The following is a 13,673-nucleotide window of genomic DNA, read 5'->3' as shown; positions in this document are numbered from 1 at the left end:
ATGGCTGAATGGGTCAATGCGGAAGTGAAGGAAGTAAAAAACTGGACGGATGCGCTGTTCAGTCTCCGGGTCAACGCGCCCATCGATCCCTTTGTCGCCGGGCAGTTTGCCAAGCTCGCGCTGGAAATTGACGGTGAACGGGTTCAGCGCGCCTACTCCTACGTCAACGCCCCCAAAGATGATCTGCTGGAGTTCTATCTGGTCACCGTGCCGGAAGGCAAGCTGAGCCCGCATCTGCAGGCGCTCCGGCCGGGCGACCAGGTCATGGTGACCAAAGAGGCGGCGGGCTTCTTCGTGCTGGATGAAGTGCCGGATTGCAAAACCTTGTGGATGCTGGCTACCGGCACCGCAATTGGCCCCTACCTGTCGATGCTGCAGCAGGGCGAAGGCGTGGACCGCTTTGAAAACATTGTGCTGGTCCATGCCGCGCGCTACGCCGCCGATCTGAGCTTTTTGCCGCTGATGCAGCAACTGCAGCAGCGCTATCCCGGCCAGCTGCATATCCAGACGGTGGTGAGCCGCGAAGCCGTTGCCGGATCGCTGACGGGCCGGGTGCCGGCGCTGATCGAAAACGGTGAGCTGGAGCGGGCCACCGGACTGACACTGGATGCCGACAGCAGTCATGTGATGCTGTGCGGCAATCCGCAGATGGTGCGTGATACCCAGCAGTTACTGAAAGAGACGCGCGGGATGCGCAAACACCTGAAGCGCAAACCGGGCCATATTACCAGCGAACATTACTGGTGAGGCGCGGGCCGGTATCGCACCGGCTCCGTCGCGGCACCAAACCGGTTAGCGCCGGGGGTGCCGCGAAAGACCCCGAGATCGAGTAGCAGACCCGCCAGCAGGACAAACGGCATGGCGCGTCCCAGCAGCCAGGGCAGCAGACCGGGCAGCATGCTCCAGTTCCCCGCGACCAGCAGCCAGGCCACAATCACCAGGAAGCCCCAGTAGCCGCGACGGTTACGGTCGTGCAGTCGTTTGACGATAACTGCGCTGGCGGGCCACAGCAGACAGACCACGCCGAAAGCCGCCATCTGGGTATCAAGCCAGTCGTTAGCGGCCAGGACAAACAGAAGCGTGGTGAGCAGCAACCAGACCGCCTGCCAGATCCAGAAATCCCGGCGCCCCAGCCGGCCACGCCAGGAAAAACACCATTGTTGTAACGTCATGCATTATTATCCAGAGAAAGAGAACCGCCGCGCTTTTGACCTCGCGGATAAAAACCGTTTTAATTTGCGCCTGAGTTTACGGGTTAGGATCGACAAAATGAAGAATTTGCCTGGCGCACTGCTGTTATCGTTTGCGCTGACGGTTCCGGTATTTGCCGCCGACCCGCCACCACAGGAGCGGGCCGATGCGCTGCCTGCTGCCCCCTATCTGCTGGCGGGTGCGCCCACCTTTGATATGACTATCGGCCAGTTTCGCGAAAAATATAATCTGGCCAATGCGACGCTGATGCTGCCGGAATATCGTGCCATCGATAATCGCGGGGATAAAAGCAACCTGACGCGCGCCGCCAGCAAAATCAACGAAACCCTGTATGCCTCGACGGCGCTGGAGCCGGGTACCGGCAAAATCAAGACGCTGCAGATTACCTGGCTGCCCCTGCCTGGCCCGGATCAGAACGCCTCGCAGCAAAAGGCGCTGGCCTACATGACCGCCATGCTGCGCTTCTTTGTGCCGGGGCTGAGCGCCGATGAGGGCCGTAAAAAGCTGGAGGCGCTGCTTAAGGCAGGGAAAGATCTCCCCTACTTTGCCCAGGTTGAAGGCGCGCTCCGTTTTGTGGTGGCGGACCACGGCGACAAAGGGCTGACCTTCGCCGTGGAGCCAGTCAAACTGGCGCTCGCCAGCCCCTGAGGAAGTGGCTGAAAATGACGAAAAGCAAAGCCATCGCAACATTTGATCTCTATACTGTCTGGCAGACTACGCTGCCGGCTGGCAGCGACTTTTCATGTATCGCGTTATGCGGAGGATAGAATGCGACATCCACTGGTTATGGGTAACTGGAAGTTGAATGGCAGCAAGCAGATGACAGCTGAACTGATCGCCGGTCTGCGCAAGGAACTCTCTGGCGTTGAAGGGTGTGGCGTCGCGATTGCACCACCAGCGCTCTATCTCGAGCAGGCAAAACACGCTATCTCCGGCAGCCACATCGCCCTGGGTGCGCAGAATGTGGACGTTAACCTGTCTGGCGCCTTCACCGGTGAAGTCTCCGCAGAGATGCTGAAAGACATCGGTGCGAAATATATCATTATCGGTCACTCAGAACGCCGCACCTATCACAAAGAGAGCGACGAATTCATCGCGAAGAAATTCGCCGTGCTGAAGTCTGCGGGTCTGGTACCGGTGCTGTGCATCGGCGAAACCGAAGCGGAAAACGAAGCGGGTAAAACCGAAGAAGTCTGCGCGCGTCAGCTGGATGCCGTGCTGGCATCCCAGGGCGCAGAAGCCTTTAAAGATGCGGTCATCGCGTATGAGCCGGTCTGGGCCATCGGTACCGGCAAATCTGCCACCCCGGCACAGGCACAGGCTGTCCACAAATTCATTCGTGACCATATCGCGAAGAAAGATGCGGCCATCGCAGAGCAGGTCATCATTCAGTATGGCGGCTCAGTGAACGATAAAAATGCGGCTGAACTCTTCACCCAGCCTGACATTGATGGCGCGCTGGTTGGCGGTGCGTCACTGAAAGCGGACGCTTTCGCTGTCATCGTAAAAGCGGCAGCGGCGGCCAAAAACGCCTGAGTCTGACGCGCTGAATCAGAGGCGGCTCAGGCCGCCTTTTTTTGTCGGCGCAATCAGCTGACAGCTGTGGTCCTGTAACTCCTCCGCCGATCCCCTGTTCAGCAGCAGCCAGTTCTGCTCGATAGCCATCAGCACCAGTCGCCCATCCCCTGATTCCGCCAGCGCCAGCCCATATTTTCCCATCTCTGCCCGCGCGGCGGGTTGTTCGTCTGCCAGCCGGATAAACGCACTCTGCTGCGCCAGCGCCTCCGGCGTCAGGGTACGCAGCCAGTAGCGGTGACTGCGCAGCGTGACGCGCTGCCACTGCCCGCTGCGCGGCGGCGTCAGCCGGTCGAGCTGCTCGCGCACATCGGGTCGCAGACAGGAGAGATGAATGTGCAGCTGATTCTGTGTGCGCCCATACCGGGCATTAATCGCCAGTGAGAGCACCCGGTCATCAACAGGCGCACCGTGCCGCTGGGCCAGAAGAGCGCGTTCCTGCCAGGCAAGGGCGACATAGTTGGGCGTGTCGGGATGAAGGAGTACCGGGCTTTCGATGCCGCTGATCCTGTCGGTCGGGATCAGCAGATACTGCAACGGCCCGTTGCGGTCTTTCAGCATCGCATAGTGCTGGCTGAGATCGACGCGCTGACAGGGTGCGGGATCGCCGTAACGCTGCTGACCGGGCAGACATTGCCCGCTGACAATCTGCCACAGCGCATCACTGTTTTTTTTGAAATGCATGGCGGCCGCCAGCATCCCCGCAATGACCAGCACCAGCAGAACGGCAGCCAGACGGGCTGCACGACGTGTTGTCATCATGACGCTTCCTGAGTGGCTAAGCAGCCTGCATCCTCGCCTGGCGGGAAAAAAATGTCACGGGGAATTCGGGGCAGAGGAGCCGGTGGCCGGATGGGGAAGACGCAGGAAAGTGACAGAGAGCAGCGGTTAGCGCCGATCGGCGCTGACCGCCCGGGATCAGGGTTTCATGACCTGATCGTAGCTGCCGCCATCGGCAAAGTGGGCTTTCTGTGCCTGAGCCCAGCCGCCAAACTTATCCTGAACGGTAAACAGCTTCACCGGCGCAAAGGTGCTGGAGAATTGCTTCGCGATTTCAGCATCACGCGGACGATAGTAATTCTGTGCTGCAATCGTCTGACCTTCCGGCGAGTAGAGATACTTCAGATAGGCATCGGCGACTTTGCGCGTGTCCTTTTCATCCACCACTTTATCGACCACCGACACCGTCGGCTCCGCCAGAATGGATTCGCTCGGGGTGACAATCTCAAACTTATCTTTGCCCAGCTTATTCACCGCCAGGTAGGCTTCGTTTTCCCAGGCGATCAGCACATCACCAATTCCGCGCTCAACGAAGGTATTGGTTGCGCCGCGTGCCCCGGAATCCTGCACCTCAACGTTTTTAAACAGCGCTCTGACGTACGCCAGGGCTTTTGCCTGATCGCCATTGTTGTGGTCCAGCGCCCAGCCCCAGGCCGCCAGGTAGTTCCAGCGTGCGCCGCCGGAGGTTTTCGGGTTCGGAGTAATCACGGAGACGCCCGGTTTCGTCAGGTCGCTCCAGTCATGGATCCCTTTCGGGTTTCCTTTACGCACCAGGAAGACAATGGTCGAGGTGTAGGGCGCAGAGTTGTCCGGCAGACGCTGCTGCCAGTTTTTATCGATACGTCCCCGCTCGGCGATGGCATCGACATCCGACTGTAGGGCCAGCGTGACCACATCGGCACGAATGCCGTTGATGACGGAGGTCGCCTGCTTTCCGGAGCCGCCGTGTGACTGACGCACTACCACATTATCGCCGGTTTCCTGTTTGTAGTGCGCACTGAACGCCTTGTTGTACTGTTCGTACAGCTCACGCGTCGGGTCGTAGGAAACGTTTAACAGCTGAATGTCTTTCGCCAGAACGCTGGTCGAGGCCAGCAACAGGGTAACGCCAATACTCCACTTGTTCATTACGCACTCTCCCAATGTCGTTATGGGCTAAGCGTGACATAAACCAATTGAGAGATTAAAGAATTAAAAACGAGCGGTTATAACTGCGAGGAATATAGCGCCGGGCTGCCGGAGCGCGCTCTGCAGCACGCTCCGCCGTGGGATCAGTAGAGTTTTTTCGCGGTGTCGAGCCAGTCACGCTTGAATGGACGCTTCATGTTTTCAATCGCGTCGATGATATCGTGATGGACCATCTTCTCATTCTGGATACCGACGCAGCGGCCGCCATAACCCTGCATCAGCAGTTCAATGGAGTAGGCACCCATGCGCGACGCCAGGATACGGTCATAGGCACAGGGCGCACCGCCACGCTGGATGTGACCCAGTACCGTCGAACGGGTTTCACGTTTGGTTTCTGTTTCGATGTAGCGCGCCAGATCGTCGATATCGCAGATGTGCTCGGTAATCGCCACGATCGCATGTTTCTTACCTTTGGCGATGCCCGCTTTGATTTCCGCGACCAGCTCTTCGCGGGTATAAGGGAACTCTGGCAGCACGATGAACTCACAGCCACCGGCAATCGCCGCCGCCAGCGTCAGATCGCCACAGTAGCGGCCCATCACTTCCACGATAGAGATGCGCTGGTGTGAAGAAGAGGTGTCACGCAGACGGTCGATCGCTTCCACCACCGTTTCCAGCGCCGTGAAGTAACCGATGGTGTAGTCCGTACCGGCGACGTCGTTATCGATGGTGCCGGGCAGACCGATGCAGGGGAAGCCCATCTCCGTCAGGCGCTTGGCACCCATGTAGGAACCATCACCGCCAATCACCACCAGCGCATCAATGCCGCGCTTTTTCATGTTCTCGATGGCGACCTGACGGATATCTTCGTTACGGAACTCCGGAAAACGCGCAGAGCCCAGGAAGGTACCGCCGCGATTGATCATGTCGGAGACGCTGTAGCGATCAAGGTTGATCATGCGATCTTCGTACAGTCCCAGATAGCCGTCATAGATCCCAAAAACTTCCAGTCCTTCACTCAGCGCGGAACGAACCACTCCGCGAATAGCTGCGTTCATGCCTGGGGCGTCACCGCCGCTGGTTAATACACCAATTTTCTTGATCATGACAACCTCTGGATTGTTCAAAACTAAGGGTTAATCCTGCCTGTCGATCGCGGCAGACGGCCATTTATGACTCGCGCGACACGTGATGGCAGATAGTATATCAAAGGCTTGCTGCTGAATTGATTCAGGTCAGACAACTTTTCACTAATTTTTGCAGCAATGTTAACGCCGGGTCATACCTTACGTATCAAATTGATTCATTTAGGTTAAAAACCGGCAGAATCCGCTTTCTCGAACGGTACCACAGAACAGGGATCCTGATGGATAATTACGTCCGATCCGGGGAATTCTTTACGTAACGCCTTCTCAACCTGATCGGCGATCCGATGCGCCTGCACCAGCGGCAGCTGATCTTCCAGTTCCAGATGAAGCTGAATAAATTTAGTCGGCCCGGACTGGCGGGTGCGCAAATCGTGCACGCCCTGCACCTGCGGCCAGGTGGTGGCGAGGGTCAGGATCTGCTGCCGCTCCTCTTCCGGCAGCGCGCGGTCCAGCAGTGACTGAACCGCCTCGTAGCCCATACGCAGTGCGCTGTAGAGAATAAACAGGCCAATCCCCAGCGCGAACAGGGCGTCTGCACGCGCAAAGCCATAGCTGCTCAGCACCAGTGCAATCAGGATGGCACCGTTCATGATGACGTCCGACTGGTAGTGCAGCATATCGGCGCGGATCGCCTGACTGCGGGTTTTGCGCACCACCCAGCGCTGGAAGGCGACCAGGATCAGCGTGGAACTCAGCGCCACCACGGTCACTACAATCCCGACATCCGGTGCGCGCAGTACACTGGGCGACGCCAGATGCTGCAGGCCGGTCAGAAACAGGAACAGGGCCGAGCCGGAAATAAACATACTCTGGGCCAGCGCGGCCAGTGACTCCGCTTTACCATGCCCGAAGGTATGATCGTCATCAGCCGGCTGCAGGGCATAGCGTACGACCAGCAGATTGGTGAGGGAGGCGGCGATATCGACCAGCGAGTCCACCAGCGAGGCCAGCAGACTCACCGATCCGGTGTACCACCAGGCAAAGATTTTCACGAGTAACAGCACAGAAGCAAGAATGGTAGCGGCAAGCGCAGCGCGCCTGACCAGTCGGCCATAAGAGGGTTGCATGCCAGTTTTCCTGTACAGCATCGGTGACGATGCGCACTCAGATGAGAGAATGGCTGCAGTTTAACACCGGGAAGCGGAGCATGCTCAGCAGGTCGCTCAGCCTGTCAGCGTCTTTTGACAAAGCCGGAGAGCGAGAAAAAACAAGCCCCGACCTCACAGAGGACGGGGCAAAGTGTCATACACATCAGTCTCAGGCCTCGCTCAGAGGCAGGCCCGCACTAAGGAAGAGAGGCGATTACTTCTTGCCGCCTTTTTTTCCGGCTTCTGATGCTTTTTCACGATCGTTTTTGAAATTTCCGCCGCCGCTGTTCTGGCCGCCTTTTTTACCGGCTTCAGACGCTTTTTGCGGATTATCTGCGAAATTACCTGAACCACCACGATGCTCTGCCATAACTTACTCCGTTAATAGATTCATTCAGGACTACATAATGTGGTTGCTGCTCCCTGAGACTTCGCAAAGACACTGAACTTCCCTGCAGTGACAGAACTAAGTGTAGAAGGTGCGCCTGAACCAGCAAGCGTAACGCGGGAAATCTAACATGTTGAATATATTAATAAAATTTAAAGATTAAGGCGGTAATTCATTGACTATCAGCGGGTTAGCCGGTTTTGTCTGCCCGAAAGGCGTACAGGTGCGCTTAATGTGAAGGAGTGAGCAGAAGAGTCACAAATCGGCGGGTCTGGCAAACAAACGTTAAACAAGCGCTAATAAAAAGCGTTTTTTGTTACAGAGTGATGATTCCTGTCAAAATAAAAAAAGTGGAAAAAAGATAAAAAAAACCCCCACCATCATGGCGGGGGAAGACAGGGATGTGTCTATGGCAAGGAAAACAGGGATACTATGTTACTGGTTACTGCTGGTACGACTCACTGCCTGCAGCGATGTTGCTGGCTGCAATTTCGAAATATGGCGCAGCTCGTTCAGCCGCTGCTGATAATTCTGCTGAACCCTGGCCTGCTGGGCTGGCGTCAGCAACTGGAACATCTGATTCTGAACGCGGGCCAGCTCGACCTGCTGTTCAACCTGGACCCGGGCGATCACTTCCGCCTTTTCGCGGATGGCCGCTTCGTTAAACTGGTCTGCAGTCACTAACTCATGCAGTGCTGCGATATCGTCAATGTGAACGACCGGGCGCTCATGCCGGGCCTGTTGCATTAGGTCACGCATCTGCTGACGCTGCTCTTCCGTCAACTCGATGCCATCGAACATGTGGCTTTGCGGATTTTGCGTCATACTGCCTGTCGGCAATCCGCCATGATGCATTTCGTCAATCGTCGTCGCCTCCCGGGCACCTGCGCTGGCACCACTCAGGGCCACCGTTGAGGCAAGGACGACGGCGGTTAATGTGCGCATCGTGTACTCCAGTTCGTTCCGTTTTGCGATTCAACGAGAGCCAGTGTACGGCGGCAGCTGCAAACATCCGTCAGGGGGTGTAAAACTACGTAAAGCGATGGATAGGTGCGCCAGGAACACGGTATTTTGCCTGCGGAGGGCTACAAAAATGAATAAAATCCTGTTGGTAGATGACGACCGCGAATTAACTTCGCTTTTAAAAGAATTGTTAGAAATGGAAGGGTTCGAAGTGGTGGTCGCCAGCGATGGTGAACAGGCTCTGAACCTGCTCGATAACTCTATTGATCTGCTTTTACTGGATGTCATGATGCCAAAGAAAAATGGTATCGACACCCTGAAAGAACTGCGTCAGCAACATCAGACCCCCGTCATCATGCTAACCGCGCGCGGCAGCGAGCTGGATCGCGTGCTGGGCCTCGAACTGGGTGCAGATGACTATCTGCCTAAGCCCTTTAACGATCGCGAACTGGTGGCGCGTATCCGCGCTATTCTGCGCCGCTCAAACTGGAGTGAGCAACAGCAGCAGCATGACAACAGCTCGCCTACGCTGGAAGTCGACTGCCTGCGCCTCAATCCGGGTCGCCAGGAGGCCAGCTTTAACGACGTAACGCTGGATCTTACCGGTACAGAGTTCACCCTGCTTTACCTGCTGGCGCAGCATCTGGGCCAGGTGGTGTCGCGTGAGCACCTGAGTCAGGAAGTGCTGGGCAAGCGCCTGACCCCTTTTGACCGCGCCATCGATATGCACATCTCCAATCTGCGTCGCAAACTGCCTGAGCGTCACGACGGTCATCCCTGGTTCAAAACTTTACGGGGCCGCGGCTATCTGATGGTTTCAGCGTCATGATAGGAAGTCTGACCACCCGTATCTTCGCCATCTTCTGGTTAACCCTGGCGCTGGTGCTGATGCTGGTGCTCATGGTGCCCAAGCTCGATTCACGACAGATGACCTCGCTGCTGGAGAGTGAACAGCGGCAGGGCATCATGATCGAGCAGCACGTCGAAGCTGAGCTGTCGCAGGATCCCCCTAACGATCTGATGTGGTGGCGTCGTCTGTTTCGGGCCGTGGAAAAGTGGGCACCGCCGGGTCAGCGGCTGCTGTTAGTGACCAGCGAAGGTCGGGTGATTGGCGCGCAGCATAATGAAATGCAGGTGATCCGCAATTTTATCGGTCAGTCTGACAATGCCGATCATCCGCAGAAAAAGAAGTATGGCCGTGTTGAGCTGGTAGGGCCTTTCGCCGTCCGCGATGGCGAAGATAACTACCAGCTTTACATGATCCGTCCCGCCAACAGTTCCCAGCTCGATTTTGTCAATCTGCTGTTCGACCGTCCCCTGCTGCTGCTGATCGTCACGATGCTGATCAGCTCACCGCTGCTGCTGTGGCTGGCCTGGAGCCTGGCGCGTCCGGCACGAAAATTAAAATATGCGGCCGATGAGGTGGCGAGCGGGAATCTGCGCCAGCATCCTGAGCTGGAGTCGGGGCCTCAGGAGTTTCTGGCTGCGGGGTCGAGCTTTAACCAGATGGTGAGCGCGCTGGAGCGGATGATGACCGGTCAGCAACGGTTGTTATCTGACATCAGCCATGAACTTCGTACGCCGCTGACCCGCCTGCAGCTGGCGACCGCGCTGCTGCGCCGGCGTCAGGGCGAAAGTAAAGAGCTGGGCCGCATCGAAATGGAAGCGCAGCGTCTCGATGGCATGATCAACGACCTGCTGGTGCTGTCGCGCACCCAGCATAAAAATGCGCTGGTCAGCGAGGCGATGAAGGCGAACCAGCTGTGGAACGGGGTGCTGGAAGATGCGCGCTTTGAAGCTGAGCAGATGGGTAAGAAGATGGATATCCCCTACCCGCCTGGCCCGTGGCCGCTTTATGGCAACCCGCATGCGCTGGAGAGTGCGCTGGAAAATATTGTGCGCAACGCGCTGCGTTATTCCCACTCGCACATCAGCGTCAGCTTCTCGGTCGATATTTCCGGCATCACGGTGCATGTGGATGATGACGGTCCTGGCGTCAGCCCGGAAGATCGTGAACAGATTTTCCGTCCCTTCTACCGGACCGATGAAGCGCGCGATCGTGAGTCGGGCGGCACCGGTCTAGGCCTGGCGATCGTCGACACGGCAGTCCAGCAGCACCGGGGCTGGGTGAAAGCCGATGACAGCCCGCTGGGCGGTCTGCGTCTCACCCTCTGGCTGCCGCTCTACTCCTCCGGCCGCCAATAATTTGCTATGCTTCGGCCCCTGTCATCGGGGGCCTTATGCTTAACATCGTCTTGTTTGAACCAGAAATTCCGCCGAACACCGGCAACATCATTCGCCTTTGCGCCAACACGGGCTTCCAGCTCCATCTGATCCAGCCGCTTGGCTTTGCCTGGGATGACAAACGCCTGCGCCGTGCCGGACTGGATTACCACGAATTTACCGCGATTAAATTCCACGCAGATTACCCAGCGTTTATCGCCTCCGAGTCACCGCAACGCCTGTTTGCGCTGACGACCAAAGGGACGCCGGCGCACAGCGCTGTCGCGTATCAGCCGGGGGATTATCTGCTGTTCGGACCGGAGAGCCGCGGGCTGCCGGCGGCGATCTTAGCGGCGTTACCGGCAGAGCAGAAAATCCGGATCCCGATGAGAGCGGAGAGCCGCAGTATGAACCTGTCGAATGCGGTTTCGGTGGTGGTTTATGAGGCGTGGCGCCAGCTGGATTATGCGGGCGCGCTGCTTAAAGACTAGATGCCGTCGCCAAACTGAAAACCGGCCAGGCTGCCGTTGAAGTGCTGATCCATATCCATCGACGGCTTGTCACTGCCTGGCTTGCCGACGATACGGGCGGGGACGCCTGCAGCCGTCGTGTGCGGCGGTACGGGCTGGAGTACTACCGAACCGGCACCGATTTTTGCGCCTCTGCCGACTTCGATATTTCCCAGAACCTTCGCACCGGCACCAATCATCACCCCTTCACGGATCTTCGGATGGCGATCGCCGCTGGTTTTGCCGGTTCCGCCCAGCGTCACCGATTGCAGGATCGAAACATCATTCTCCACCACGGCCGTTTCGCCGATCACGATGCCGGTAGCGTGATCGAGCATGATGCCGTGACCGATGCTGGCCGCGGGATGGATATCGACGGCAAAAGAGACGGAGATTTCATTCTGCAGATAAACTGCCAGGGCGCGGCGGCCTTCATTCCACAGCCAGTGGCCAATGCGATAGGCCTGCAGGGCGTGAAAACCTTTCAGATAGAGCAGAGGCGTAGAGTATTTATCCACAGCCGGGTCGCGCTGACGCACGGCCTGAATATCGTATGCCGCTGACAGTATCATCGACGGATCTTCGCGGTAGGCCTCTTCAACGATTTCGCGGATAGCGATGGCGGGCATAATCGGGTTTGCCAGCTTATTGGCCAGCATATAACTCAGGGCACTGCCGAGATTTTCATGCTTAAGCAATGTCGCGTGGAAGAAACTGGCCAGCATCGGCTCACAATCAGCCAGGGCGCGTGCTTCTGCTTTGATATTATTCCAGACCAGTTCTAACTCATCAGACGACATTACTGTTTTCTCCCGATAAAAAAAGCGCCTGAATGGCGCTGCAGGTGATGATGCTACGCGTCCTGCGTTAGCCTGTGCTGTTTTCGTCCTTCCGTGTTCGCCCCAGCAGGCTCAATGCTGCATCTCTCGCCGGTTTTTCGCAATACAGCACCTGATAAATCTGCTCGGTGATCGGCATTTCCACGCCCATGCGCGCAGCCAACGCTTTGACTTCTTTAGTATTTCTGTAGCCTTCTACAACTTGTCCGATAATGCGTTGTGCGCTATCGACATCCTCGCCCTGGCCCAGCATCATGCCAAAGCGACGGTTGCGTGACTGGTTGTCGGTGCAGGTCAGCACCAGATCGCCCAGGCCCGCCATCCCCATAAAGGTGGTGGGATCGGCGCCCAGCGCGGCACCCAGACGGCTCATTTCGGCCAGCCCACGGGTAATCAGTGCGGTACGCGCATTCGCGCCAAATCCAATCCCGTCAGACATCCCGGCGCCAATGGCAATCACGTTTTTTACCGCGCCGCCCAGCTGCACGCCGATGAAGTCAGGATTATTGTAGACGCGGAAACTTTTCCCGCAGTGCAGCTTCTGTTGCAGGTCGTCAGCAAACTGCGTATCCGTTGCCGCCAGCGCAATCGCCGTGGGCAGGCCTGCGGCCAGCTCTTTGGCAAAGGTGGGGCCGGAGATCACGGCCAGCGGGATGGCATCGCCCACAATTTCGCGCGCCACATCCTGCAGCAGGCGGCCCGTCTCTTTTTCCAGCCCTTTGGTCGCCCAGACAATGCGGGAGTCTGGTCGCAGATGCGGTTTGATCTGCTGCAGCACATCACCAAACACGTGACTCGGCACCACGATCAACAGGTCGCGGCTGGCGGCAATGGCGCGGGTCAGGTCAGGTTCAGGGGAGAGATTGTCGGGGAACGGGACATCGGGCAAAAAGGCCGTGTTGCAGCGGTCTGTCTGGAGTTGCGCAAGGTGCGCCGGATTATGTCCCCACAACAGTACCGGATTGCCATTACGAGCCAGCGTAATCGCCAGAGCGGTGCCGTAGGATCCGGCACCGATGACGCTAATCGAAGCGTGTGTGGTCATCAGGCATCCTGATGGTGTTCAGCACCTTCTTCACCTTGCTGCTGCTGCAGGTAGTTCATGAACAGCGCATCAAAGTTAACCGGTGCCAGGTTCAGCTGCGGGAAGGTGCCACGTGATACCAGGCTGGTAATGCATTCGCGGGCATACGGGAACAGAATGTTCGGGCAGTAGGCGCCCAGGCAATGTGCCATCTGCGTTCCTTCGATACCGCTGATGGTGAAGATACCCGCCTGCTGTACTTCACACAGGAATGCGGTCTCTTCGCCCACGTTAGCGGTTACAGTCACACGAAGGACGACTTCGTACACTTCGTCAGCCAGCTGAGAAGATGCCGTGTCCAGATCCAGTTTAACGTCCGGTTCCCACTCTTTCTGGAAAACCTGCGGGGCATTAGGCGCTTCAAAAGAGATATCTTTGGTGAAAACGCGCTGAATCTGGAATTGCATTTCGTTGGTGTTATGTTCTGACATGTGACCAAATCCTATGTATGAGATTGTCCGGCGTAAAATTACGCCTGCAGTAGGGGATCTAAACCTTCGCGATTATCGAGCGCGAATAAGTCGTCGCAGCCGCCAATGTGCTGCGCATCAATGAAAATCTGAGGCACGGTGGTGCGGCCGCTACGCTTGATCATCTCTTCGCGTTTCGCCATGTCACCATCGATAGGGATCTCCTGAAACGCGACGCCTTTTTGCGTCAGCAGCGCCTTCGCCCGATGGCAGTAAGGACAGGTGGCCTTGGTATACATTTCAACGTTTGCCATGCTCAGCACCTC

Annotated in this window: 17 protein-coding genes; 6 read left to right on the top strand and 11 right to left on the bottom strand. The window is 57.2% G+C overall.

Annotation, left to right across the window (positions count from 1 at the left end):
• Positions 1-747: a ferredoxin--NADP(+) reductase gene (gene fpr, locus J1C59_RS00765; RefSeq protein WP_128084482.1), complete on the top strand. Its 747-nt coding sequence runs from the start codon at positions 1-3 to the stop codon at positions 745-747.
• On the opposite strand, the gene J1C59_RS00760 is transcribed toward fpr, so the two are convergent.
• Entirely contained in the window at positions 738-1,172 is a 435-nt protein-coding gene (locus J1C59_RS00760) for a DUF805 domain-containing protein (RefSeq protein WP_128084481.1), read from the bottom strand. The genes fpr and J1C59_RS00760 overlap by 10 nt on opposite strands.
• 97 nt (positions 1,173-1,269) lie before the next feature.
• Between J1C59_RS00760 and J1C59_RS00755 the strand changes: the two genes are divergently transcribed.
• Together J1C59_RS00755 and tpiA are read left to right on the top strand one after the other, a co-directional pair.
• The gene (locus J1C59_RS00755; RefSeq protein ID WP_128084480.1) at positions 1,270-1,860 is read left to right on the top strand and encodes a DUF1454 family protein; all 591 of its coding nucleotides are present in this window, start codon (positions 1,270-1,272) and stop codon (positions 1,858-1,860) included.
• 120 nt (positions 1,861-1,980) lie between these two features.
• Positions 1,981-2,748 (top strand): triose-phosphate isomerase, encoded by a 768-nt coding sequence (gene tpiA / locus J1C59_RS00750; RefSeq protein WP_128084479.1) that lies wholly within the window; start codon positions 1,981-1,983, stop codon positions 2,746-2,748.
• Positions 2,749-2,763: 15 nt separating this feature from the next.
• Here tpiA and J1C59_RS00745 read toward each other — a convergent pair whose 3' ends face one another.
• The 6 genes from J1C59_RS00745 to cpxP all read right to left on the bottom strand — a co-directional run bounded on the left by J1C59_RS00745 (position 2,764) and on the right by cpxP (position 8,264).
• Positions 2,764-3,549 carry a CDP-diacylglycerol diphosphatase gene (locus tag J1C59_RS00745; protein ID WP_140916940.1) on the bottom strand — a complete coding sequence of 262 codons (786 nt, stop codon included), beginning with the start codon at positions 3,547-3,549 and terminating at the stop codon, positions 2,764-2,766.
• A 156-nt stretch (positions 3,550-3,705) separates the two neighbouring features.
• Positions 3,706-4,695: a sulfate ABC transporter substrate-binding protein gene (locus J1C59_RS00740; protein WP_140916939.1), complete on the bottom strand. Its 990-nt coding sequence runs from the start codon at positions 4,693-4,695 to the stop codon at positions 3,706-3,708.
• Between the two features lie 143 nt (positions 4,696-4,838).
• On the bottom strand, positions 4,839-5,801 hold the full coding sequence (gene pfkA, locus J1C59_RS00735; protein ID WP_111140706.1) for a 6-phosphofructokinase: 963 nt from the start codon (positions 5,799-5,801) through the stop codon (positions 4,839-4,841).
• Positions 5,802-6,007: 206 nt separating this feature from the next.
• Positions 6,008-6,910, bottom strand: coding sequence for a CDF family cation-efflux transporter FieF (gene fieF, locus J1C59_RS00730; RefSeq protein ID WP_128084478.1), 903 nt, complete (start codon positions 6,908-6,910; stop codon positions 6,008-6,010).
• 235 nt (positions 6,911-7,145) lie between these two features.
• Positions 7,146-7,301 (bottom strand): con-10 family general stress protein, encoded by a 156-nt coding sequence (locus J1C59_RS00725; protein WP_003851267.1) that lies wholly within the window; start codon positions 7,299-7,301, stop codon positions 7,146-7,148.
• Between the two features lie 453 nt (positions 7,302-7,754).
• Entirely contained in the window at positions 7,755-8,264 is a 510-nt protein-coding gene (gene cpxP, locus J1C59_RS00720) for a cell-envelope stress modulator CpxP (RefSeq protein ID WP_128084477.1), read from the bottom strand.
• Between the two features lie 148 nt (positions 8,265-8,412).
• Here cpxP and cpxR point away from each other — a divergent pair, with 148 nt between their 5' ends.
• Genes cpxR through trmL form a run of 3 tightly spaced genes read left to right on the top strand, consistent with a single transcriptional unit; the run spans position 8,413 to position 10,996 of the window.
• Complete coding sequence (gene cpxR / locus J1C59_RS00715) at positions 8,413-9,111, top strand: envelope stress response regulator transcription factor CpxR (protein ID WP_128084476.1); 699 nt, start codon at positions 8,413-8,415, stop codon at positions 9,109-9,111.
• Positions 9,108-10,487: an envelope stress sensor histidine kinase CpxA gene (gene cpxA / locus J1C59_RS00710; protein WP_111140710.1), complete on the top strand. Its 1,380-nt coding sequence runs from the start codon at positions 9,108-9,110 to the stop codon at positions 10,485-10,487. Before cpxR ends, cpxA begins: the two co-directional genes overlap by 4 nt.
• 35 nt (positions 10,488-10,522) lie before the next feature.
• Positions 10,523-10,996, top strand: coding sequence for a tRNA (uridine(34)/cytosine(34)/5-carboxymethylaminomethyluridine(34)-2'-O)-methyltransferase TrmL (gene trmL, locus J1C59_RS00705; protein ID WP_128084475.1), 474 nt, complete (start codon positions 10,523-10,525; stop codon positions 10,994-10,996).
• Here the strand turns inward: trmL and cysE are convergent.
• The 4 genes from cysE to grxC form a co-directional block, all read right to left on the bottom strand.
• Positions 10,993-11,814, bottom strand: a complete 822-nt coding sequence (gene cysE, locus J1C59_RS00700; protein ID WP_009088067.1) for a serine O-acetyltransferase — start codon at positions 11,812-11,814, stop codon at positions 10,993-10,995. The genes trmL and cysE overlap by 4 nt on opposite strands.
• A 67-nt stretch (positions 11,815-11,881) precedes the next feature.
• Positions 11,882-12,898 (bottom strand): NAD(P)H-dependent glycerol-3-phosphate dehydrogenase, encoded by a 1,017-nt coding sequence (gene gpsA / locus J1C59_RS00695; RefSeq protein WP_208721856.1) that lies wholly within the window; start codon positions 12,896-12,898, stop codon positions 11,882-11,884.
• Entirely contained in the window at positions 12,898-13,368 is a 471-nt protein-coding gene (gene secB, locus J1C59_RS00690; protein WP_111140714.1) for a protein-export chaperone SecB, read from the bottom strand. The genes gpsA and secB overlap by 1 nt, the downstream gene beginning before the upstream one ends.
• 38 nt (positions 13,369-13,406) lie before the next feature.
• Complete coding sequence (gene grxC / locus J1C59_RS00685; RefSeq protein WP_111140715.1) at positions 13,407-13,661, bottom strand: glutaredoxin 3; 255 nt, start codon at positions 13,659-13,661, stop codon at positions 13,407-13,409.
• Positions 13,662-13,673: the final 12 nt, after the last annotated feature.

The organism is Pantoea deleyi (assembly GCF_022647325.1).
In the GTDB taxonomy this organism is placed as follows: Bacteria; Pseudomonadota; Gammaproteobacteria; order Enterobacterales; family Enterobacteriaceae; genus Pantoea; species Pantoea deleyi.
This window is presented reverse-complemented; position numbering and strand designations above follow the sequence as displayed.